The organism is Bilifractor sp. LCP21S3_F8 (assembly GCF_052117805.1).
In the GTDB taxonomy this organism is placed as follows: domain Bacteria; phylum Bacillota; class Clostridia; order Lachnospirales; family Lachnospiraceae; genus Bilifractor.
In genome coordinates this window covers 59,994-85,160 of the sequence record NZ_JBQKIK010000010.1, presented here as the reverse complement: position 1 = coordinate 85,160, position 25,167 = coordinate 59,994, and the positions used below count along the sequence as shown (strand labels likewise).

Below are 25,167 nucleotides of genomic sequence, written 5' to 3'. Positions count from 1 at the left end.
TTTTGTTCCAGAATCGTGACAAAACTTGCCGGTGCTCTGTCAGTTATCGACTTACCAAAACGTTTCCTGCGCTTATATTTATGAATCCGCTTTGCAGAACCATCCTTTTGCTTGATTTCAGATACCTGATCCCTGCGTTCTGTCGTTTTTTTCTTTCTTTGCAGACCTGTGAAAGACATATCCTCGACAATAAAACAGACAGATTCGTGCAAAAGTCTGTTGATCGTTTCTTCATGTGACTGTTTGACATAAGCTGCTTTTTGTCGATACAAAGATTTCAACCGATTCTGATTCTTTCGGTAGGCTTTGGAAAATTTCCATTTTTCATGATTGGCCGGCTCGATCGTGCCGTCTGCCCGATATTTATTCGGATTTAAGATCCGTTTGGAACGATCCATGCGTCTTAATAAACGCTCAATCTTCTGATTGTATTCCCTGCATTTGGGAGCAAGTTCTTGTAATGTGACCGACCGGGAAGATACACAGGCTACGGTAGAAGTTCCGATATCAATACCGGCAACATCATCTCTTCCTACGGCTTTTATTTTATGCGGGGCATCGCCTTTCAGATACAAAACAACATAATAGTGCCAGCCATTTGGAAACATCTTTCGTGCCATTTCGCAATAGGAGATTTCCGAATCCAAGGCTTCCAGAAGATAATCTTGATTTTTTGGAAGTTTACATTTGATATTCAGCCCAAGCCATTGAATGGAACAAGACTCTTTTTGAAATTTTGCGCCATTGGTATTCGTCTTTCCACAGATCGTATGAAAATCTCTGTATTTTTTGAAATGAAGTTCTTTCCCGTTTCCATAGAGGACTGCTTCGACGCCCTTCCAGACACGGGTGGCTTCTTTTTGTATCTGCTGTGAGGAAAGACATTTCCGAAACTGTTTTCCGCAGACTTTGATGTATGACTGAAAAGCATACTCAGACAAACCGTGAGTCCGAATGATTTCTGCCATTTGCCTGGAGATCAGTTTTCGCCTTGTATTTTCCTCTATTGAGAGAGTATCCTTTTTCAGGAGCTTCTTATATTCTGCTTTTAGAGATTGATATTCGGCATCATATGACAGTCTTTTCAGACGTTTTTTGGCATGCTTGACGATTACGTTATGGATATGGCTAATGGCATGAAAACGCTTTTCTATGACCGTTTCGTCGTATCTGGTTGTGGCTAACAGTAATCTTACGGTGTGCATCTAATCCCTCGTCTTTTGTGTGTGGATGTACCATTCTATAGTTTCAGAACTTACATTTCCGGCTGTGCTTACAAAATAAGAACGTGTCCATAAGGACGGCATTTTTGCTAACTGGGGAAATTCCTCCCTCAGTTGATGGGAAGTCGCTCCTTTGATCTGTTTTACCACATCAGGAATGCTCTGCTGGGGATATACGCTAACAAACATATGAACGTGGTCAACGTGACATTCCATTGCAAGAATATCGATATGATGTTTTTGACATTCCGCAGAAGTTAATGCCTTGAAACGTTCTTCTATGCCTGGAATATTAAAGATCTTTCGACGGTATCTTGGACAAAACACCAAGTGATAGTGAATCAAGGATACAGTTGTTTTGGTGTGTTTATATTCATTCTTCATGTGTATATGATACAATATTTTGTACACATATTCAATCAAAACAATTTGCTCTTTGACGCTATCATCCCACGGTTGAAACCGTGGGCTTTCTCGCTTAATTATTTGTAACAATGTTTGAATAATGTCTGTAACAATGTTTGAAAAGACTTTTCCAGAGGCTTTAAGCCCAGCTTTTATGCGGAAAAATAGAGTCATATCAGCTCATAGGATTTGAGGTTTGAGATTCAACATTCCTAATCGAGACAATGTCGAACAATGTTAATAACAATGTTCTTGCAATGTTAAACAATGTTTGATATGGTAATGAAAGAAAAAATGCGGAGGATTGTCTCATGAGAATCACGGAATTATACTCAGATGTTATTGCAGAAGACAGGAAGTATGAATATAAGGCGGTGTTAAATCCGGACAATCCGGTGAAATGGGCGAAATCACTAGTTGGATATGCCAATGGGGATGGAGGTATTCTATTTGTTGGCGTTTCAAACGATGGGGAGGCATTTGGAATAGATCTGGGCGACATTGACCGGACGAAAAATCTGATTGCAACAGTCAATGACCGACATATTTTTCCGCATGTCAGAATCAGTTACATGATGCGGAGCATTGATGAGGCAGCAGAGAAATTTGTTCTTGCCGTTCACGTTGCACCATCGGATTCCATCGTGCGTTACCGTGAAGGCGATTTCAATGAGACGGTTTATATTAAGGGGGACGGCAACTCCACACCAGCTACACCGGAAGACATTATATCTTTGTCAAAACGAAAACATGGTGTTGATAACGAAAGTAGTGATGTTCTGTATGAGGAAGAGGGATGGACTGAGTATATTGACTTGTGCAGAGAATTTCGTCAAGACAAGTCTGCTCCGACCTTAAAGGAACTGCAGAATGAGGAGATCGTCACAAAGAATGGATTTGCAAAATCTGGTTTCCTGATGTTTAAGGATGATTATATCGGGGATGATACTCTGGTGAGTTGCCGTCTGTGGCGTGGAAAGACGAAAACCGGCACTGTTCTTGACAGCGACAGGTTCAAAGGTTCTCTATCACACGTGCTCAGAAGTGCGTTAAACTTCATTGAAAGAAATACAAAAACAGGTTGGAGAAAGACGGAAAACGGGGGAAGAGAGGAGATCCGGTCGTACCCAAAAGAAGCTGTCAGAGAAGCAATGGTCAATGCGATTGCGCACAGAGATTATTCTATAGCAGGAACACAGATTGATGTGGATATTTACAGTGACAGGCTTGATATTGTGTCTCCAGGTTCATGGCTGCTTCCGAAAAGCTACGAGGCCTATCCGGCAGGGACGATCCCGTCGATCCGAAGAAATTCGATTATTGCGGCATGCTTGGATGTGGCTAATTTAATGGAGCGTGGCGGAACCGGCTTTCAGACGATGATAGATAGTTATCGTGACAGTGAGGATCGTCTTCAGCCTGTTGTTTCCATCTATCCTGGGTTTCTGGATCTACGTTTGTTTGACAGACTTTATGAACCTATGGTGCAGGCGTGGGTTGAAGAACAGATGCCCGATACAGAAAAAGTTATTCGATTATTAAGAGAGGAGGGCCCCAAGCCGGTCAAAGAACTTCAGGCTCACGTCGGCTTTTCGCAAAGAACTCGCTTTCTTAAAGAGATCATCAATCCAATGATTCAATCTGGTATAATATATCGAGACGGAAACATTAAGTCCCCAACGGCTCGGATTTGTCTTCGGGAAGGAAAGAGCATACCCGGTCATGGTGAAAACCATGAAGATTAAACGGTGAAAATGCTGTCGATCGGTTGTCAAAGGATGATCTGTCAGGGGAGGCGTTTACCGTGCCGCGTGATGAATCTTTTTGCAGCGGTACATGTCCTCGTCGGCATCGTGAATATATTCTTCGATGCGTGAATAAAGCTGGTCTGGCGGGCAGTCCAGGACCGGGTAGCTGGTGCCGATGCTGGCAGAAATCTGATCCTGCGCCAGAAACTCAAGAATACGCCTGCGGCTTTGTGCGATGGTTTCCTCGTTCTGACAGGAGATGATCGCCACAAATTCGTCGCCGCCGTATCGGTACGTGAAATTGTCCGGCGGGACGGCGCGCAGAATAGCGGATGCGGTCACCTGAAGAATGTGATCACCGTAGGCGTGTCCCCTGGTGTCGTTGATTTCTTTGAAGCCGTCAATATCCAGGAAGAATATTGCAATGAACCTGCCTTTGTCAAGCTCGCCTGAGAGCCATGGAAGAAAGCGCGGTTCAAAGGCGTTCTTGGAGTACAGACCGGTCAGCAGATCACGGTAATAAATCTCGCGGAGGGTGGAGAGGGAGTTCACCAGCTTTCGGTTTGTATCCCATTCGGTGAGTGCATGGAGCACGATATCCTGAAATTCATAAAAACGCCATTCTTTTATGATAAAACGAGGATTGCGGAGAATGACGAAACCTGCGCAGAGGCTTCGGATATGAAGCGGCAATACAAGGGTATAGGATCCTTCCCGGATCGCGTCAAGGTGCTTGTTCAGAGCAGCTATATTTTTGAACCGGATGGGCCGCATGCCCGGTTCGTTCTGCACTTCCAGGACACGTTCTCTGTCCGCACAGTCCGACCGCAACTGCACTGGTTCGTTTTGGTCTTCCGGGGCACTTTCTCTGGCTTCGATGAGATTCAGGTGTTCCGTGGTAAAACAGCCTTCCTCTAATTCCCCGCTTCCGATCCGATCGTCGAGAACGATGTAGGCACCGTCGAGGTCCATTGAGGCATAAGAGTCCGCGATGCGCTGCATCAGTTCCGGGAGAGACAGGGAAGGATCCAGCGAGGAGACCATCGCGGAAAAACGTTCGTTTCGGTCATCGACATATATGCTGTCCTCGACCTGCCAGGCCAGGTACGCCCGGTAGTTGATTCGGAAAGTGAGAATCCGCCGCGCTCCTTCATGTACTGCATGATTCCGGTGCTCCAGGCGGATATGATGAAACGGCGCCAGCCATCTGAAAGAAGCAGAAATCCGGAAGAAGCACATTTAAATCCGGATTTAATAATTTCTCTTGCAAAAATATAAAATGGTGTTACTATAGTAAAACAAGTTTAATTAAATATCTTTTACAAGTGCAGAAATGCCATATCGTTAGATCGGGATTTCTGATAATAGGGAAACAGGTGAAAGACCTGTACTGTCTCGCAACTGTAATTGGATGCGTCCGCTGGTTATCCACTGTCTTTATGGATGGGAAGGAAGCGTGCCGCAGGAAGCCATAAGTCAGGAGACCTGCTTGTAAAAAATGTCAGTGTGGTCACGATGTATGACTTAATGACGGCAAATTATTTCTGCTCCTGGAGGCAGAATCTTTTGCGTGTTTAAATGTCAGAGATCGTTTCACGGAAACGGTCTTTTTCTTTTGCCTGAAAAGAGGGGTGTCATGAAAAAATACCTGATTGGAAGAATTCTTTTTGTCATTCCGATAATGTTCTTTCTCTCTCTGTTTACCTTTGGTCTTACGTATCTTTCACCTTCTGATCCGGTGACTCTTTATTATGACAGACTTGGAGCAAAGCCGGACAAACAAATGGTCGAGGAAACCAAAGAAGAGATGGGCCTGAATGATCCGTTTCCGATTCAGTATGGGCGATGGCTGAATCGTGCTGTGCATGGTGATCTCGGAACATCATATTACTACAAAACATCTGTCTGGAGTGAACTGACCAGCCGTCTTCCGAATACGGTTATTCTGACGGTCTCTACGGTTATACTGACGATACTGATCGCAGTGCCTCTGGGGATCCTGTGCGCCGTCTTTCAGAATAAATGGATTGACTATCTTCTGCGCTTCATCTCCTTTCTGGGGGTGAGTATGCCCAGCTTTTGGGTCGGTACACTGCTGATGTATTTTTTCGGAGTAAAGCTGAAAGCTCTTCCGATATTGGGATCGGGAGATCTGAAACATCTGATTCTTCCGACAGCGACACTCTCTTTCTGGATGGTTTCTCTCTATGTGAGAAGACTGCGTGGCAGTGCATTGGAAGAATTGAACAAGGATTATCTGAATGGAGGGTTGGCAAGGGGACTTTCCAAATGGCATGTTATCTGGCACCAGATCCTGCCGAACTCGCTGCTTTCTGTGATTACGATGTTTGGCATGTCAATCGGATCTCTTCTTGGGGGAGCAACGATTGTGGAAACGATCTTTGAATGGAAGGGAATTGGAAAGATGGCTGTGGATGCGATATCTGTGAAAGACTATCCGATTATCCAGGGTTATGTTCTCTGGATGGCAATCATCTATGTAACGGTCAACCTGGTCGTGGATCTGTCGTATCAGTTTTTGGACCCAAGGATCCGGCTGGGAGGAAGGAAAGGATGAAATATTATATAAAAAGAGCACTCAGCAGTCCGCAGTTCGTCATCCTCTTCCTTCTTGCTGTTTTGTTGATTTTGATACCGATTTTTGCTCCATGGATTGCGCCGCATGATCCGATTGCCAATGATTATGCTGCTTCCATGATTTCTCACAGCAGGGAGTTTCCGCTGGGAACAGATCAGCTTGGACGCTGCATTCTGTCCAGACTTATCTGGGGAGGAAGGACTTCTCTGTTAATTGTCTTTCTGGTTGTGGCAATTGTTTCAGTTCTTGGCATCCTGCTTGGGGTCACAGCAGGCTTTGCGGGAGGATGGCTGGATAACATCCTGTCCAGAGCAACGGATATTGTGATGGCGGTTCCTTCCATGGTTTTTGTCATTGCACTGGTTACGGTTCTTGGTCCTGGCCTGTGGCACACTGTGCTAGCCATGGCGCTGGTTGGTTGGACTGAAAATTTCCGGGTTTCCAGAGCCTTGGTGCTTTCTGAAAAGGAAAACCATTATGTAGAGGAAGGCAGGCTGGGTGGATTGAAGAAAAAAGATATGATTTTTCATCTCATTCTGCCAAACGTAGTTCCGTACCTTCTGGTCAATATTACACAGGATATCGGCTCTAATCTGCTTACCCTAAGTGGGCTGTCCTTATTGGGACTGTCTTCCCAGCCACCTGTTCCGGAATGGGGCTTTATGCTCAGTGAAGGAAGGAAGTTTATACAGTCTGCCCCATGGCTGATTTTCTGGCCCGGCATGGTGATTGTCATCCATGTCATTGTGTTCAATCTTTTAGGCGACAGCCTTAGAGATATATTAGATCCTCGTTTTGAAAAACAAAAAAAGAAAGGCAGGAGATTTAAAAAATGGCTCGAAACAAATTGATTGCATTTACCTGTGCGGCTGTTATGGCATGTACACTTTTTGCCGGATGCGGCTCCTCTGCAGCCGGAACTTCTCAGGGTTCATCCGCTTCACAGAACGCTGCATCTGTAGCGGCTTCGTCCACATCGAAGGAAACCGGAACCACAGTTACTTCCGGAGCCGGTGACAATGCATCCACAGCAGGAGAGAAACACCTGAACGCAGCTCTTTACTGGTTTGGAACCAGTCTGGATCCCGCGACAGAATATGACGGGTGGACAACCTGCCGTGCCGGAATTACCGAAACGCTGGTAACTGTCGATAAAAATTATGAGCTTCAGCCCCTTCTTGCGGACAGTTGGAAACAGACAGATGATAAGACATGGGTTTTCCATATCCGTGACGGTGTGACCTTCCAGGATGGAACGCCGGTGGATGCAGCTGCCTGCAAGGCTTCTCTGGAGAGGGCGATGCAGGTGCAGGAGAGAGCGGTAACCGCAGCAAAAATAGATACCATTGAGGCAGACGGACAGAATCTGACCATCAAGACCACGGAACCGTTTGGCGCTTTCCTGGCAAATTTATCGGAACCACTCTACTCCATTATTAAGGTTGGAGATGATCAGGATTACGCAAATAAGCCGATCGGAACCGGTCCGTTCATGGTGAAGGATTTTACAGTGAATGAAAAAATTGACGAAGTGAAATACGATGGGTACTGGAACGGAGCATCCGATATCGATTCTATTACGATAACCTGCATTGAAGATGACAGCACAAGGGGACTGGCTCTGCAGTCGGGCGAGCAGGATATTGTGCAGAGAGTGGCTTCTACCGATATTGATACCTTCGCGAATGACAGTACATACCAGGCTCTTAATACGACTGGCGCACGAATCCGTCTGTTGCTTCTGAACCAGGCAAATGAAGCACTGAAGGATACTAATGTGAGGAAAGCCCTTGCGGACTGCATAGATTATGATTCACTTGTCAGCATTCTGGGGTCGGGAGTTACTACGGCAGGCGCTCCGTACCCGGCATCCGCGCCCTATGGATATGACGATCTGGACAGACAGACCTATAAGCCGGATGAGGCGAAGAGTCTGCTGGAGAAGGCCGGATACAAGGACAGTGACGGAGACGGCATCGTTGATAAAGACGGCAAAAATTTGTCTCTGAAGATCACTTATTCTATGGGAGATTATACAACGATGCTGGAGGCGGTACAGTCAATGGCAAAGGAAGCGGGTATAGATATACAGCTGAATCTTGAGGATGATATTACAGAATCTGAGAAAAATAAGGATTATGATATCCTGTGTACAAACTGGCAGTGTCTTTCCACCGGAGACCCGCAGTGGTTCCTGGATCAGCTTTACAAAACCGACGGGCCGGATAATTCCATGAATTACAGCAACAAAGATCTTGACAACATTATTTCCGAACTTTCCAGTACATTTGATACCGATGGCAGGAAGAAACTGACGATTGACGCGGAAAAAATTCTTCTTCAGGATACCGCGAGCATCTGGCTGGTCGGAGAAAAAAATTACGTTGTAGCAAACAGCAAGGTACATAATATAACACCTTATCCGATCGATTATTACTTTATCGATAATAAAATGTCAATAGACTGACGATTTATTGACGGAAGAATCATTCCGAAGGGAAGCGTGTTCTCCCTGCATGCATCACATCGTGCAGGGAGATTCTTTTTACGCGAACAGTGAGCCGCAGCCGAATGCGAAGTATTCGTGTGCGGCGAGCGTCGCGATAGCGAGATAAAACTCGCGCAGCGTGTTTTATCTCGTTTTCGGAGAGCGTCTGACACAGCGTTACGCTTGGGAGGAACTTATGGAAATTCTGGAGCTGAATCATATTTCCCTTACTTATGACGGCATCGTGAATATTCTTGACGACATTACATTTTCTGTACGTTCCGGAGAAATAATCGGGATTGTCGGAGAGAGTGGAAGCGGAAAATCAACTCTCCTTCATGTGATTCTGGGCCTGATTCCGGATGGAGCCGTGACGAAAGGGGAATGTTTTCTGTTTGGACGCAGCAACCTGGAACGGAAACGCAGCGAATTAAAAAAACTGCGTGGAGAAGAGGTCGCCATGATTTTTCAGGATACCGGACGTTATATGAATCCCATATCGCGGATTGGAGCCCAGTATAAGGAATATCTGACAGCCCACGGGTACAGAGGCAGAAAAAACTGCTTAGAGAAGGAAAAAGAGATGCTGAGCCGTGTTCATCTGAAAGATACAGAAAGAATTCTGCATGCGTATCCCTTTGAATTATCCGGAGGTATGCGTCAGAGAGTCGGCATTGCCATGGCCATGAGCCTGAAACCAAAGCTTCTGCTGGCCGATGAGCCCACCAGCGCGCTGGATGTTACGATGCAGGCTCAGGTAGTATATGAAATGATGGAACTGCGCAGAAAATATGGAACTTCCATCATTCTTGTGACACATAATATCGGAGTCGCGGCGTGTATGTCAGACAAGCTTGGTATTATGCAAAACGGGAAGCTTGTGGAGTGGGGGAATACAAGGGATATTATTTCCTGTCCCCAGACAGATTATACTCGCACACTTCTTGATTCTGTGATTGAAATTGATGATGAAAGGATGGCAGGAAAAAATGAGTGATGTGCTGCTGGAAGTAAGTCATCTGTCCAAAAGCTTTGAATCCGGAAGTCGTGAGAAAGGAATGATTCCCGCCGTTCGTGACGTAAGTTTTCATATAAACCGCGGGGAATGTCTTGGAATTGTCGGAGAAAGCGGGTGCGGAAAGAGTACCCTGGCAAGGCTGATCACTCTTCTGACACCGGCAGACAGCGGAGAAATCCGTCTGAACGGGTCGGAATATACGGACAGAAAGGATAGGAAAAGAGAGATATACCGGCAAATTCAAATGGTTTTTCAGGATCCGTATACGGTATTCAGCCCTCGAATGCAGATCGGAACTTTTCTGGAGGACGGGCTTGTTTATTTTAATCTGATGCCACGCAGAAAAGCTGAGGAAGAAGTTGAGAAACTGTTGCGGATGGTTGAACTGCCGGAGGAACTGCTGACCCGGTTCCCGCATCAGCTCAGCGGAGGTCAGCTGCAGAGGGTGGTGATCGCAAGGGCTATTTCCATTCATCCTTCCCTGATTATCCTGGATGAAGCGACGAGCGCCCTGGACGTTTCTGTTCAGAAACAGATTCTGGAGCTGCTGGTACGTTTAAAAAAAGAACAGAAGCTTACCTATCTGTTTATCGGACATGACCTGGCAGTGGTCCGTAGTATTTCGGACAGAATTCAGATTATGTATGCGGGCTCGGTTGTGGAAGAACTTCGTTCAGAAAGTCTGAAAGATGCTGTCCATCCTTATTCCAGAGAGCTTCTGGATTCTATTTTCTCTGTCCGTGACCAGAATACAGGGGCAATCCATGTGGAAACATTAGGTCTGGCGGATACCGGTTTTGAGATCCGCGGCTGCCAGTTCTGCAGGAGGTGTTCCTGTGCTATGCCGGTTTGTGCGGAAAGATCCCCTGTGTTGAAAGAAACCGGACTGGAGACCGGTCATACCGTTGCCTGCTTTCTAAATGGTCGCTAAAATACTCACATTTGAATATCCGTTATAAATTGCTTACATTTTCAGATTTTCCTTTCGGTGATTATCGTTGACGCTTCTCATGAATCTGTCTTATAATGTCTCAGAATGTGAAAACACGGAGAACAGGGAGTAGTTAGAGCAAATATGAATCTTTTTACAAAGGCAAACTCTTTTTTCGGAGTCGATTTTTCAGAAGAGGAACATGCGGCGCTTGTAAAACGTATTCAGAAGGAAAACTACGAGAATCTGGTGTTTCTGTCCGGTGTGCTGAGTGTACTTTCGGTGCCGGCGATTGTTGCGGTATACTTCGTCTACCGAAGCCGTATGTTCTATTTCTGGATTTATTTTTCGCTGATGATCTGTATCTTTCTGGTTTTCTTTGGAGTCCGCTTTGCCGGGAAGAAGGCCGGAAGGAATACGACGCTGAAGATGTACGGCTTCATCAGCATCCTGATGGGCTACAGCATAGTGCTCAGCACATTGATGAATCCGGATATGATGGCGGTGAAATATATCGCGTTTATTCTGGTACTGCCGCTTTTTTTCACGGATTATCCTGTTCGTATCGGTTCTTATATTGTGGGATGTACGGCGGTATTCATCTTTTTTGCGGTATTTCACGATTCAAGAAGTATTCTGGCACAGGATATCATTCATGCCTGTTTCTTTGCCGCGCTGAGCATCGCGATCAGCACCTATGTGTCCAAAATCAAGATTCAGAGGCTGTATTATGAGAAGAAGTGGAAGTACCTCAGTGAAACGGATCTGATGACGGGCCTGAACAGCCGGAATCTGTATGAGAGGAGGCTGAAATCCTATGCGGACCGCTGTGAGAATAATCTGTCCTGTGTGTTCGTGGATGTGAACGGTCTGCATGAGGTGGATGTGGAGCTGGGATACGAGGCCGGCGACCGGATGCTGAAGAGTGTCGCTGAGGCATTGCGGGAGCAGTTTGGTACGGAAGATACGTACCGGATCGGCGGCGATGAATTTGTTGCCTTTGTTATAGATGAAGAAGATCCGGCGGAGATCCGGAAAAAGGTCGCGGAGATGAATGCCCTGGTGGAAAGAGAAGGATTCTCGGTATCTGTCGGAGTCTCGAGCATGCGAAAAGAAGAGATCGACATGAACAAACTTACCACAACGGCAGAGCGTGAGATGGGCGATGTGAAGCGCCATTACTACGAACAAACCGGTAAAGACAGAAGATGGAGGCTGTGAGACGCCCGGCGTCAGCCAGATAACGGATCATGGAGGCTGTGAGACGCCCGGCGTCAGCCAGATAACGGATCATGGAGGCTGTGAGACGCTCGGCGTCAGCCGATTTCATCGTTCTGGAACCGGGAGAGATGCTCGTAGGGCAGGATCAGCCGCCCGTGATACAGACCGCACCCGTCATTGATGCGATAGTTGTCAATCGCGGCGAACATATTTACATTGATTTTTGAAAGATCGAGATTTTGCAGGTTCAGGATACGTTCATATGCCTCGTCGAAGCAGGGGCATTCGCCCACGGGGATTTCTCTCCGGCGGCTGCGTTCCTGTTCCTGCCTTTTTTCATAAAGACCGTGATTTGCCTGCCCGATTTCGGCAAGATCGTCCATGTCCTTCGTGCGGAGCTGAATTTCTGTATAGCTTCGCGCCAGGTTGTCGAAGAGGGTCAGATGAAGAGAGCGGTAGCCACCCTCCTTGGGATTGGCAATGTAGTCCTTGTAGTATGGACGTACGTTTTCATTCAGAAGAGGTGAGGAAACCGGCTGGTCTGTGTGGGAAAGCTGTGCGGTAAAGCCCCGCTCCTCGAGAAAATCCGGCAGAAGATTCGCAATTTCATACAGTGTTTTTTCCTCAAGAGCCGCCCGGTCCGTGCCGGGCTTCAGATGGCAGGCGGGAAGAGAGAGGACGATGCGATAGGCAATCAGGTCTTTGAATCGATTGATTTCATCGCGAAGCTCGGAAACGGGCGGATATGTTCCGTGTTCGGAGTGATAATTGTAGATGTGGCTCACGATGTAGCCGTTGAATTTTTCCTCGGTGCGGATGAGTGATTTGATCCGTCCGCGGAATGTAAAGGAGTAATTGCCGTAGTGCTCCGCCATATACTGATAGAATTCACGGATTCTCTGCGACTGTGAGGTGAGGAAGTTGTTGTGCTCCAGCAGCTCCTCCATCTGCAGCAGAAAATTCGCGTGCGAGCGGTCCAGAAGATTATGGGTTTTCGAAGCGTTCTCCATGAGATCTCTTGAGTAACTGCGGATGATATGAAGAACGGTATCTCCGGAGTACAGGTAATCGGTTAACTGAATCATTGGCTATCCTCTCCGGAACCGGGCAAAATGCTTCCGGCTCCTGGCGCTCAGGCAGTTTCTTTGTAGTATATTATTCTGTCGGGAAATGTGCAAGTGCTGAGAAATGTGCCGGTGTGCCCGGCTTTTCCTCCTCGTTTGCAATCGTCGGGCGATATGCTAAAATGGTAGCAGTCAGATTATCTGTGTGGAATCGCCCCGACCGGGTAGGAGTAATGGAACGTGCATAAAATTGTAGAATTTCTGAATAAAAACAGGATATGGATCTGCTTCATCTGGATGGGAGTCTGTGTCCTGTGTGTCTTATTTCTTCTTGTTCAGCTGAGTCCGTATCTCAAGGTGGATGATTTAAGCGGTGGCGGAATTGCTGTTCAGAAGCTGGATACAGCAGAAGTTACCGTGAATGGTTCCACACAACAGATGACGCTGCCGACGAATCTGTCTGACCTTGCTCCCGGCACGGAGGTAGAGGTCAGTTTTACCTTTCGAAATCAACGGGCAGACAGCTACATGGAGGTGCGGACGGCCTTTGCTCCGATGACCGTGGAGATTAACGGCAAGCAGGTTTTTTCCTGCGGCGAGAGGGAGGATCGGCCATCCTTTATGAAGGATCCGGGAACGATTGTTCATTTCGTTCCGCTGCAGACGCTGGGCAATGTGCGGGTTACTCTGCACTACACATCCCCTGCGTCGAGGAATTCGCTTTCGATCTCTGCTCTGCGCGTGGCAAACCAGTCCGGTCTTTTCCGGGATATGATGATGCGCATGGGCGTCGAAATGGCGGGAAGCTTTGTCATGCTTTTATTCGGAATCCTTCTGACCATCGTCTCCTTCATGGTTGTGCAGCTCGACCGGAGCGGCATGATTCTACTCTGGCTCGGTGGGTTCATGGCACTGACCGGGCTGTGGGGATGTTCCGGATCTGACATGTCGCACTTCTTCTTGAATGTTCCGAATCTCTGGTATCTGCTCAACTACCTCAGCTTCTTCTGTATGCTTCTGCCGCTGGAGTATCTGGTGGAGGAGAGTGTGAAATTCCGCCATAAAAAGCCCGGTTTTATTTTGAGAGTGATTCACATGATTGCCATACTGACCGCCCTGGTTCTGCAGATGACAGGTACTCTGATGTTCCTTCAGAGTGTGCGGTTTTTCCAGGTGTTTCTTCCGGTGAGTGTATTTTTCTATACGGCAATGGTTATCTATGAGGCAGTGTGGCGCAGAAACAAGGCGGGGATGCTGTGGATGATGCCTATGCTGATTATGTGTGTGTCATGCATCATGGAGCTGGTGTACTACGCGAACTGCATTGCGTATGCCACATCCCGCTATTTCCTCATTGGGTCCCTGATTTTCTGCATCTTTATGTGTATGATCGGCGGCGTTCAGATCCGGAGGTCCATTCAGGTTTCCCGCCGGGAAAGGGAGCAGGAGTATCAGCTGTATCTGATGAACAGAGAGGTCGATGAGCAGAAAAAGTACCAGGACAGCCTGCTGGAACATGAGAGAGAACTGCGGAGGCAGCGGCATGATTACCGCCATCAGCTGACAGTTCTTCAGGAGTATCTCAAGGAGGGAAGGCTGGATGAATTGAAGAGCTACCTGGAGGAACTGGGCCGTGCCATTCCCTGCCACAAGGATATCCGATACACGGAGAACATCGCCATCAATGCGGTTATTACCTATTATGTGCAGATGGCAGAGAATGCCGGCGCGAAGGTGAAGATCAATATTGCGCTTCCCAAAGACATCTCCCACAGCATGGAACAGAATCTGTGTGTGATTTTCGGAAACCTGCTGGAGAATGCCGCGGAGGCTGTCGGAAGGATAACAGGAGATAATCCTGAGGGCGGGAAGACGATTGCGCTTTCTGCTTTGGTTCATATGGGAAACCTGGTTATTCATATGGAAAACAGCGTGGGCGAAAAACCCAGAAAGTGGGGGAGATTTTTTGTCTCCAGCAAGAGAGCAGAGGTGGGTATCGGACTGACCAGCATTGCCAATATCGCCTCACAGAACCACGGAGATGCTGAATTCTACTGTAGCAACGGGCTATTTATTTCGGATGTGTATTTCGTTTTTGCCGGAGACAGTGAAGGGAGGCTCTATGGCGGTTCATGACAGCGGGAGCGTCCGGATTCGCAGAGAACGAAAAAAGAGATTGAAGACAGAGAAAGGAAGACAGTTATGGATCACAAGGTGAGTTTTACAATGGATATTTTTGAACAGTTTGACAAGAAGTGGGCGCTGCTGACGGCAGGATCGATGGAGAAGTTCAACACCATGACCGTCAGCTGGGGTGGTCTCGGAACGCTCTGGGGAAAGCCGGTGGCGACGGTCTATGTCAGACAGTCCCGTTACACCCATGAGTTTATGGACAACGGTGAATACTTTACGGTCAGCTTTTATCCGGAGTCCTGCAGAAAGATTCTGGGTGTTCTAGGATCGAAATCAGGAAGAGAAATGGACAAGATGAAGGACTCCGGGCTTACTCCTGAGAAGGCAGGGGAGACAGTGACGTTCCACGAGGCGGAAGTGACGCTGGTCTGCCGGAAATTATTCCGTCAGACGCTGGATTCTGCAAATATCCCGGCGGATATCGTGAAGCAGTACTATGAGGGGCAGGCGGATCACGACATGTATATCGGTGAGGTTGTGGATATTCTCCGGTGAGGGAGGCTCAATCATTAAGGCTTCCGATGAACAGGGCTTTTGATAAACAGGGCTTTGGGTAAACAAAGCTGTCGGTTATGATATGCAAAGAGCCGGCGATGTTTATGTGCTGAGAGGTGCACATGGCATCGCCGGTTCTTCTGGTTTTCACAGTTATCTATGATTAGATAATTAAGATTTGATTAGAGGGTATTGAAGACCAGGACTACAGAATTTAACAGATTTACTGATTCTGGAAGTACTGGTTGATGCGTTCTTTTACCTCGGCCACTTTTTTGAACGGTATCGGGAGCTCCCTCCCGTCGATCAGAATCACCGACTGATCCTGAATGCGGGCGACCATGGCCATGTTCACGATATTGATCCGGCTGATCTTCAGGAACTGTTCGCCAAGCTTTTCCGTGAATTCTTTCAGCATGGTGCGGGTGCGGATCATAATGGATTCAAGGAATATCTCGGTGTATTTGTTATCGGAGCTGAGATACACGATCTCATCCTGATCTATGTAATGAATCGTTCGATCACAAGCTGTAATGGCCAGTCTCTCGCTTCCTTTCTTCCTTTGTATCTCCCGGTCCACGTATTTCATGAGATAAGAATTCAGCTTTACAGGAAAATGCTCGCTTTCCGTCACCTTCCATTCGCTGATGGGATTGGTGTTGGACAGGTGCATCAGCCAGAGCCTTTCGCCGTCCTGTCTCCATACCGCGACAAGACGCTGTTCAGCCAGACGGATAAAGCTGGATCCCTTATTCGTCACGAGCACGTATTTTCCGATGATCGTGCAGACAGGGCCGGTATTCTGCGCCAGATAATAGGTCTGGTTCATCAGTACGTATGGTATCATCTCTTTCACGATACGTTCAATCTCTGCCTTAAAATTCTCAAAGCCGAGGATAATCTGACCCTCCTGAGCACCGATCCAGCTCATCTCCGGATCACATACGGCGAAAACCGGTTCCGGATTCTTTTTGTAAAACTCTTCCATGAAGGCTATAGTCAATCGCAACGCTTCATCTGTATATCGTTTCTTCATAGCAATTTCCCCCATTACTAAGAACCTGACAATACGATATCGATATACCGGTCATTCAACTTTGGCGGCAATGAAGGCTGAATAACTGAAAAGGTTATTGGATGCGCCTGCTGTTATTCGAAATTATAGTGAGGCTTTACCTGATTTTGAATAAAATCATGCAAAATCACTTGTCATTATAAAAAAATAACCTGCTTCAGGGCGTTTTTCACAGTGATGCCATAAGATGAGCAGTAAAAGAAACAGGGACTTTGCAATTTATCACTCTGAAGCGATAAATTTACAGCGTGCGGAAGAAAACAAATTTGATAGAAATTCACACCCAGTTTTTGGTCATTCACTCCGTTTTGTTGTTTTTGAAAAACAGATTTAATATAATAATATCAGTGTAAATATGTATTTGCAATAAATAGACAAAATATATCAGCTTAATTAATAAAATATTAGAAAACTGGAGGGGATGAAGATGGTTTATTAGGAGATGCTCATTATACTTGTAATGAGCAAAATCGGCAGATGTCAGATGGAAGAAAGCAGCATCTGAAAAGCCGGACACATGAGTATAGCAGATCTGCATAGCCAGAATGTGCAGAATTTTATGCATTTTCAGCAACAGGTAAAAGGGTGGGGCTTGAGGTAAATCATTGATCTATATACACTGCTGGCTTTGAAAGGATAACCGGTTTCTGTTTTAGCGTGCAGGTTTATAAAACAACTAAATGGAGGGAGCTACTATGAAGAAAAGGAGAAGACAGAGATTTCTAAGTCTCATGCTGGTGCTTTGCATGATTGCGTCCGCCGGCATGATGACGCCGCTGAGCACATCGGCAGATTCTACAGATGTAAACCTTACAGAGGAGACGCAGCAGGCGGAGAGCGCCCTGACGGGCGGCGCGGCTGCAGAGCAGATTCAGGCTGCGGCGGCAGATACGGAGACAGATATTGTATCGGTCACGCAGAACCAGGAGACAATGACCGCAGAGGATACGCAAACTGCGGAGTCGGGTGCGGCTCCGGAGGAAGCGGCAGCTCCCGCAGCGGAGCAGACCGATGCCGGAACAGGACAGACCGGCGCCGGAATAGAACAGTCGGATCCGGCAGTGCCGGAATCTGCGAATCTTGCAGAGACACCGTCCGAATCTCAGGCAGCTGAGGGGCAGACAGAGGTAAGCACCGACGGAACGCAGGGTACGGTGAACACGGAAGCCCCCGCGGCGGACGAAGAGCAGAAGACAGAACAGAAACAGGATTCTGAAGAAACCGAAGTGTCCTGGCCGGCGCAGACCTTCACAGGTCATGCCAACAACATCACCGTGAACGTTACAGCAGCGGAGGGGATTTTCCCCGAAGGCACAACAATGGTGACCACAGCGGTATCGGCACAGACGGCCAAGGCAATCGCAAATGCAGCATCGGATGCAGAGGCGGAGGTTGTAGACGCCATCGGCGTTGACATCTCCTTCCGGGATGCATCGGGAAATGAAATTGAACCGAAGGACGGAAGAAACGTACAGGTAAGCATGACCGTTGACACGGCAAGCAGCCTTGACGGAGACAAATTTTCAGTCGTTCATCAATCGGACGACGGAAATGTACAGAAGGTAACTGAAAACGCAACCGCAGAAGGAGCTGTTTTCGAGTCTGGCGAGTTTTCCATTTATGTCATCACAGGTGAAGGAATAGCACAGACCCCCGCAGTCGCAACCTATATCTTCTATGGTGCAGATGGAAAAGAGATTTCAACGCAGAAGGTGAAGAATGGCGAAACGGTTTATGCGCCGACCACACCGGAAAAGGCCGGAAGCAAATTCCTCGGCTGGTCCTATACGCAGGGCGTTTCTTCCATTCAGGAAGGAGATCCAGGCAATTTCGGCACATTGACAGCATCTGTAAGCACAACGGGAGAGGTCCATCTTTATCCGGTTTTCCAGGAGGCATATTATGTCTTCTTCTTGGACAATCAGGGCAGAGTCAGCACTACGAAGGAAGGTGCCAGCGGAGATGACATCAGCGTTGAAGATGTTGTGATCCCGCTGGATTCCACACACTCCGTTACCGGCTGGTACACAGAAGCTAAACTGACCAATAAAGTCGAGTCTGTTACGCTTTCTGATCATAACGTGACACTGTATCCGAAGGTCGAAGAAGGCCATTATCTGTATTTCTCCAGCGGCGAAGGAGCAAGCTATGTGAAGCCTGTATTTGTTGCGGCAGGAAAGTATACAGTAGAACCGGAAGCACCGACGAGACCTGGCTATACCTTTAAATATTGGTCTGTTTCTGAAGATGGTTCTGCTGAATATGCATTCGGCAGCACGATTTCAAAAGATACCACTCTGTATGCGGTGTGGGAAGCAGATAACAATACTGAATACACTGTCATATTCTGGAAGCAGTCTGTCAATGACAGCAAGAATGCTAAAGACAGTGAGAAGACCTATGATTATGCAGAATCAGATACACGGACCGGGAAAACCGGAGCAACCGTATCCCCAACCATTAACGACCAGAAGAAAGCATATACAGGTTTCACTTATAATGATTCAAAGTCTACCCAGGTAACAATTAACGGGGATGGAACAACGATCCTGAACGTGTACTATGATCGAAATTTGCTTACGATTAATTTTTACAAAAGGCAATATGTGTGGAGTAGTTGGGCTATTGATAAGACATTCACCGGCCTTTATGGACAGACGCTTGGTCTGTATGGATACACATGGCCTGATGAAAATGACTGGTACAACAAGGATCACAGCAAACGATTAACGTTTTTAGACGCGTTTATATTTGATACATTAAATGACTATGGAAATGATAAAACAATAAATTTGTATGGATATAAATCAGATGGAAGGATAGAAGTCAAGCATTACAAGCAGAATCTGGATGGAAGCTACTCTTATAATAGGCCGGCAAATACTACCAAAAGTGTGGGAGGAACATTCTATTTCTCAAATAAATATACAGGATTCACGGTAGATAGTTTTGTAGTAACAGGCAATCAGCCGAAGGAGAGTGATAAATGGAAAACCGCGAGTCCGAATGGATCAACCTATTTCAGTGCTAATCTCCACATTCGTTATACCAGAAACACTTATAAACTTGCTTACTACAACTATAACAATGTAGTTAAAGAAGGAGAACTCCTTTATGAGGCTTCTCTCAATAGCTATTCTTCTTACGTTCCAACTCGTCCTGCTGGCCTCCCGGAAGCATATACCTTCCAGGGCTGGTTCAAGGATAAGGAATGCACGGTTCCGTTTGATTTCGACAGCACCATGCCTGCAAATGATGTCATGATCTATGCAAAGTGGGCTGCTCCGACATATACAGCAACCGTTCATACGAAGATGGAAGGCACCGGCACCCCGATACAGCTCACCATCAATTACGGCAGCAAGATCAATGAAAATGATATGCCGACCGTAAAGGATTCTGACGGGAATATCATTCTGGAAGGCAGCAGTTCCAATACTGTTACTGTTCCTAAGGGAAATACATGGGCAGGATGGGCAACAAAGTCGGGCGATGACTTTACCATTTATAACTTCAATACACAGGTACACGGTGACATCACACTCTATCCGTACTATATCAATGGAGAAAAATACGGGGTTACATATATCCTTGGCGAAGGTACAGGAAAAGCTCCGACTGACATCAAGCAGTATGCCGAGAATGCGTATGCAGACATTCAGCCGGCATCAGGAATTACTCCTCCGAAGGGCATGACATTCCTTTACTGGAGCCATGGTACGGATAAGTATTATCCGGGAGACAAGGTAAAGATCACAGGAAATCTTGAACTTACCGCTGTTTACGGAGAAACTTCACCATTAACTTCAATCACATATCACTCGAACTATCCGGAAGGGTCCGAACTAAAAGAAAAGATCACAACGATTGACAATAAGGCAAATAACACCGCGATTACGCTGGAAAAAGCCGGCTTCACAGCTCCGACTGGATACTATTTCGCATACTGGGAAGATGCTTCTGGAAAGCGGTATGATGTTGGAACAAAGATCGGTATCGACAATGACAATACATTTGCAAATGATCTGTATGCGGTCTGGGAACAGAAGAAAGAGATCACATTAACGGCAAATTCCGGAACATTTACCTATGACGGAACAGAGCATACTTCTTCTGGAGTAGTGACTGATACGTTTGTGATTGATGGCGTAACTTATACGGTCAGCGGTTATACCACAGAGAGCCCGGTAAAGACAGATGCGGGAACCTATACAAATAATATTTCCGGTACCTATGCAGTAAAGGGCAATAATGGTATCGATGTTACAGATCACTTCACAATACAGACTGTAGATGGATCGCTGACCATCAGCAAGCGTACGGTGCATCTGAAGTCTGAAAGTGCAAGCAAACCATTTGATGGAACACCGCTGACAAGGCCGGATGTTATTGTGAGCGGCGACGGATTCGTAGACGGTGAAGTTAGCAATCTCAAAGCAAAGGGCAGTATCACGAAAGCTGGCAGTGTCACAAATACGATCGAATATATAGAGAACAGCGGATTCAAAGCTGACAACTACGAGATCAAAAAGAATGAAGGAACGCTGACGATTACTGCCAATACCGCAGCAATTGAAGTAAGAGCAGATAGCGACAGCAAGACTTATGATGGCACAGCTCTGACAAAGAACAGCTACAGTGTCACTGGTCTTCCTGAGGGATTTGCGGCGGAAGCAACAGTGACTGGAAGTATCACTGATACTGGAACAGCTGATAACGTAATTTCCTCCGTGGTCATCAGGAAAGGTAATGAAAATGTAACGGATCAGTTCTCCAATGTTACGAAGACAAATGGAACGCTGACGGTTACTGTGAGAAAAGTGACACTGACCTCTGGATCAGCAAGCAAGGCATATGACGGTGTTGCTTTGACGAGACCGGAAGTAACGATTGCGGGCGACGGGTTTGTCACTGGCGAAGTAAGTGATGTCAAGGCAGCTGGCAGCATCACAAAAGTCGGCAGTGCAACGAACACCATCAAATACAATGAGAATAATGGATTCAAGGCGAGCAACTACGAAATCACCAAGATTGAAGGAACACTGAGGATCACTGCGAATACTGCAGCCATCAAGGTGACAGCGGATAGTGCCAGCAAGACTTATGATGGCACCCCTCTGACAAAGAATATTTACAGGATTGAAGGACTGCCTGAAGGATTCACTGAGAAAGTGACTGTAAGCGGAACGATTACGGATGCTGGTACTGCCGTAAACGAAGTGAAGTCTGCAGTTATCCTGAAAGACGGCAAAGATGTCACCGATCAGTTTACGAACATTGAGAATGCGAGCGGAACGCTGACAGTGAATAAGCGTACTGTGAATCTGAAATCTGACAGCGCAAGCAAGGTATTTGACGGAACGGCACTGACGGCACCGGATGTTACTGTAACTGGTGATGGATTCGTGACTGGTGAAGTAACGGATCTCAAGGCAGTAGGAACGATCACGAAGGCTGGCAGCGTAAAGAACGAAATCAGATATACGGAAAAGAGCGGATTCAAAGCTGACAACTACACGATCACGAAGGACGAAGGCATTCTGACAATCACTCAGAATGAAGATGAGATTGTAGTCAATGCGAAGAACGCTTCCAGGGCTTATGACGGAACTGCTCTGACTGAGGGAGGCTCTGAGGTGATCGGACTTCCGAATGGCTATACAGCTGAAGTCACAGTAACTGGCAGCATCACTGATGTCGGAACTGCTGAAAACAAAGTAACATCTGTAGTCATCAAGAAGGGAGACGAAGATGTTACGGATCAGTTCAAGACAATTACGGAGAATAACGGCACACTGACCATTACGAAACGGAATGTAACGCTGACTTCGGAAAGCCAGACCAGAGAATACAATGGCACAGCGCTGACCGCTCCGAATGTTACAGTAGGCGGCGATGGATTCGTGGATGGCGAAGCTACGGACATCAAGGCAACCGGCTCGATCACGAAAGCAGGAAGCGCTGCAAACCCGATTACCTATACTGAAGGAACTGGCTTCAAAGCTGGAAACTATGAAATCAGGAAGACTGAGGGAACGCTGACGGTTACAGCTAATACTGCGGAAATCACAGTAACAGCAGGCAGCGACAGCAAGACTTATGATGGCGAAGTACTGACAAAGAGTACTTACACCATTAATGGGCTGCCAGCAGGGTTCACTCCGACTGTCATGGTAAGCGGCAGTATCACATCTGCTGGAACGGCTGATAACGTAGTCACATCCGTAGTGATCAGGAAAGATGGCGAAGATGTTACCGATCAGTTCTCCAATATCAGGAAAGCAAAAGGGACATTGACCGTTACCAAGCGTATGGTGCATCTGGAGTCAGTAAGTGCAAGCAAACAGTATGATGGTACAGCACTGACAGCACCAGACGTGACAGTTTCCGGAGACGGATTTGTAACTGGTGAAGTTACGAATCTCAAGGCAACCGGCAGCATCACAGATGTCGGGTCAACAGAGAACGCAATCAGCTATACCAAGGAACTTGGAAAATTCAAAGAGAACAACTACATCATCACAAAGCAAGTAGGAACTCTGACCGTTGACATTAACACTACCGAAATCACATTTACAGCTGCTGACGGAAACAAAGAATATGACGGAACAGCATTGACAGCATCAGATGTAACGGTGACGGGTCTCCCGGAGGGCTTTACTGCAGAGGGTGTGGCTGCAGGCAGCATCGTAAATGTATGGGAGTCAGGAAATGATGACAATCGAAACAACCATGTTGTAAAAGTGGCTATTTATAACGGGGATGGAAAAGAGGTAACGGGATATTTCAAGAATGTAAAGAAAGTAGCAGGAATCTTGACCATTACCCCAAAATCAATCACCCTGAAGAGCGGTAGCGCTACCAAGCCTTTCGACGGCAAGCCACTGACAAATCACACACTTGTACTTGGCGATGATATCATTTCGTTAACGATGCTGGCAGATAAAAACGATCTGACAATAGCAGACGATGACAAGCTTGCTCTCGGAATAGCAGAAAAGGATCAGATTACCTTCAATTTCACTGGAAGTCAGACTTATATCGGATCAAGTAAAAATGAGTTTGACTGCACGATCGTCAGTGGAAAAACTCAGACCAGGGTTCAGCCGAGTCCGGCGGAAGCACTGAAGATGGTGGATCCGAAGGAAGAAGACGATAAGGTATCGAAGAACTACGCAGAGAACTACGAGATTAGACTCGTGCCTGGTGAGCTGGAAGTAACGGACAACGAAGTTACGCCGGATAAGGTAGTGACAAAGACACATGAAGACAAGACATATCAGATTGGAGATTCGATTGAATTTACAATCAACGTAACAAATATTTATGACGATGTGAGAACCATCATCCTGCAGGAGCAGGACGGCGTTACCTTTGAGGATGGTGCGGATTCCGTTACATTCGAGAATGTAAAGCCGGGAGAAACAATAAGTGCGAAGGCTGTTCACGTGGTAACTGAGGCGGATATCGAGGCCGGAGAGTACAGAAACACCGTGAAAGCCGTGTTTGAGAAAGCCGGCGGCAGTGAGCCGGGCGGCAACCCGGATGAGCCAGGCGGCAATCCCGACGAGCCGGGTAAGACATGGGAGGCTTCTGACACAGAGGATGATTTCGCACACATGACGATCAGCAAGGTGGTTACAAGTAATCCGGAGAACGGCAGCAAGTATGTGGCGGGAGAAACGGTAACTTACCTGATTACCGTAACGAACGACGGAACCGTTACCCTGAAGGAGCTTGTGATCACAGATGATCTGACCAATGCGACATGGACGGCGGACAGCCTGAACGCAGGAGAAACGCTGACCTATACGACATCCTATAAAGTGACGGAAGCAGACGCGGAAAGAGGAAGCGTGACGAATGTGGTGGCAGGAAAGGCGGATGGCCTCAATACACCGGATCCAGGAACCGCAACCGTAACAACGGAAGCAGAAGAATCTGAGGAACCGGAGAATCCGGAACCGACGCCACCGACGAAACCGGAGGAGACGGTTACCCCGACACCGGTACCTGTGGAACCGGAAGAGCCTGAACCCGAGGAGCCGACGAAACCCGAAGAGCCGACACAGCCTGAAAAACCGGTAATTAGACCGCAGACAACGGTTACCCCTACACCGCTGGTGACTGTACCTCCGACGGAACTGCCGTCGACCAGACCAGTCCATACCGGGAATACAATCCGGAAGAATCCGGATACAATTCAGGAGCAGAGAACAAAACTCGTTCATACCGGAGCGGTTCAGACCGGTGACGCTGGAATGATTGGAGTCAACGTGATTATCGTGCTCGGAGCAGCAGCCGGAATCGGCGTTCTCATTCGTAAGAGAAAAAAGGAGAAGAAACAGTAACGGGGACCGGCGCTCTCATTCACAAAAGAAAAAGGAGAAGAAACAGTAACGGCATATGGCATGGATCGATAAGTATTGTGCCAGATGACAAAAACTAATTGAGAAGCATGGGGCAGCCCTCTCTTACAGCGGGAAATACCGCAGACGGAGAGGGCTGCCTCTTATGCCCCTTATTAATGAATTATTAAAAAGAAATTAATACATTCTCAACTTTACAGTTGACGAATGACGCTGTTTTTTATATAGTATTTATTATCATTCGAATAAGTGTAGAATAAAATAAGCAGACATGATGTACAAGCTGTGCAGATCTCGATCTGTACACTTTTTTTTTCTTTATTACTGTAAAGCGTTAA

General features: G+C 46.9%; 15 protein-coding genes and 1 riboswitch. Of the genes, 10 read left to right on the top strand and 5 right to left on the bottom strand.

Annotated elements, in window-relative coordinates; all coding sequences use genetic code 11:
• Together ACTQ3A_RS06770 and tnpA are read right to left on the bottom strand one after the other, a co-directional pair.
• On the bottom strand, positions 1–1,205 hold a 1,205-nt coding region (locus ACTQ3A_RS06770), incomplete at its 3' end, for a hypothetical protein (protein WP_441494457.1).
• On the bottom strand, positions 1,206–1,607 hold the full coding sequence (tnpA, locus tag ACTQ3A_RS06765) for an IS200/IS605 family transposase (protein WP_441494458.1): 402 nt from the start codon (positions 1,605–1,607) through the stop codon (positions 1,206–1,208).
• Between the two features lie 332 nt (positions 1,608–1,939).
• Here tnpA and ACTQ3A_RS06760 point away from each other — a divergent pair, with 332 nt between their 5' ends.
• A complete protein-coding gene (locus tag ACTQ3A_RS06760) occupies positions 1,940–3,373 on the top strand; it encodes an ATP-binding protein (RefSeq protein ID WP_441101463.1) in 1,434 nt (477 codons plus the stop codon).
• A gap of 54 nt (positions 3,374–3,427) precedes the next feature.
• On the opposite strand, the gene ACTQ3A_RS06755 is transcribed toward ACTQ3A_RS06760, so the two are convergent.
• The gene (locus ACTQ3A_RS06755; protein ID WP_441494456.1) at positions 3,428–4,615 is read right to left on the bottom strand and encodes a diguanylate cyclase; all 1,188 of its coding nucleotides are present in this window, start codon (positions 4,613–4,615) and stop codon (positions 3,428–3,430) included.
• A gap of 67 nt (positions 4,616–4,682) precedes the next feature.
• A riboswitch (cobalamin riboswitch) is annotated at positions 4,683–4,883 on the top strand.
• A 129-nt stretch (positions 4,884–5,012) separates the two neighbouring features.
• Here ACTQ3A_RS06755 and nikB point away from each other — a divergent pair.
• The 6 genes from nikB to ACTQ3A_RS06725 all read left to right on the top strand — a co-directional run bounded on the left by nikB (position 5,013) and on the right by ACTQ3A_RS06725 (position 11,633).
• Entirely contained in the window at positions 5,013–5,954 is a 942-nt protein-coding gene (gene nikB, locus ACTQ3A_RS06750; RefSeq protein ID WP_279200894.1) for a nickel ABC transporter permease, read from the top strand.
• A complete protein-coding gene (locus ACTQ3A_RS06745) occupies positions 5,951–6,826 on the top strand; it encodes an ABC transporter permease (protein ID WP_279200896.1) in 876 nt (291 codons plus the stop codon). The genes nikB and ACTQ3A_RS06745 overlap by 4 nt, the downstream gene beginning before the upstream one ends.
• The gene (locus ACTQ3A_RS06740) at positions 6,808–8,442 is read left to right on the top strand and encodes an ABC transporter substrate-binding protein (protein ID WP_441494455.1); all 1,635 of its coding nucleotides are present in this window, start codon (positions 6,808–6,810) and stop codon (positions 8,440–8,442) included. The genes ACTQ3A_RS06745 and ACTQ3A_RS06740 overlap by 19 nt, the downstream gene beginning before the upstream one ends.
• 217 nt (positions 8,443–8,659) lie before the next feature.
• Positions 8,660–9,460: an ABC transporter ATP-binding protein gene (locus tag ACTQ3A_RS06735; RefSeq protein WP_279200900.1), complete on the top strand. Its 801-nt coding sequence runs from the start codon at positions 8,660–8,662 to the stop codon at positions 9,458–9,460.
• Entirely contained in the window at positions 9,453–10,412 is a 960-nt protein-coding gene (locus ACTQ3A_RS06730; RefSeq protein WP_441494454.1) for an ABC transporter ATP-binding protein, read from the top strand. The genes ACTQ3A_RS06735 and ACTQ3A_RS06730 overlap by 8 nt, the downstream gene beginning before the upstream one ends.
• 144 nt (positions 10,413–10,556) lie before the next feature.
• Complete coding sequence (locus tag ACTQ3A_RS06725) at positions 10,557–11,633, top strand: GGDEF domain-containing protein (protein WP_441494453.1); 1,077 nt, start codon at positions 10,557–10,559, stop codon at positions 11,631–11,633.
• A gap of 95 nt (positions 11,634–11,728) precedes the next feature.
• On the opposite strand, the gene ACTQ3A_RS06720 is transcribed toward ACTQ3A_RS06725, so the two are convergent.
• Positions 11,729–12,718, bottom strand: coding sequence for a guanosine polyphosphate pyrophosphohydrolase (locus ACTQ3A_RS06720; RefSeq protein WP_441494452.1), 990 nt, complete (start codon positions 12,716–12,718; stop codon positions 11,729–11,731).
• A 219-nt stretch (positions 12,719–12,937) separates the two neighbouring features.
• Between ACTQ3A_RS06720 and ACTQ3A_RS06715 the strand changes: the two genes are divergently transcribed.
• Positions 12,938–14,833, top strand: a complete 1,896-nt coding sequence (locus ACTQ3A_RS06715; RefSeq protein ID WP_441494451.1) for a sensor histidine kinase — start codon at positions 12,938–12,940, stop codon at positions 14,831–14,833.
• Positions 14,834–14,899: 66 nt separating this feature from the next.
• Positions 14,900–15,385 carry a flavin reductase gene (locus ACTQ3A_RS06710; protein ID WP_441101471.1) on the top strand — a complete coding sequence of 162 codons (486 nt, stop codon included), beginning with the start codon at positions 14,900–14,902 and terminating at the stop codon, positions 15,383–15,385.
• Between the two features lie 223 nt (positions 15,386–15,608).
• Here the strand turns inward: ACTQ3A_RS06710 and ACTQ3A_RS06705 are convergent, their stop codons facing one another.
• Entirely contained in the window at positions 15,609–16,421 is an 813-nt protein-coding gene (locus tag ACTQ3A_RS06705; RefSeq protein WP_441101472.1) for a LytR/AlgR family response regulator transcription factor, read from the bottom strand.
• Between the two features lie 734 nt (positions 16,422–17,155).
• On the opposite strand from ACTQ3A_RS06705, the gene ACTQ3A_RS06700 reads away from it, so the two are divergent.
• Positions 17,156–24,811 carry an InlB B-repeat-containing protein gene (locus tag ACTQ3A_RS06700; protein WP_441494450.1) on the top strand — a complete coding sequence of 2,552 codons (7,656 nt, stop codon included), beginning with the start codon at positions 17,156–17,158 and terminating at the stop codon, positions 24,809–24,811.
• The last annotated feature ends 356 nt before the right edge of the window (positions 24,812–25,167 follow it).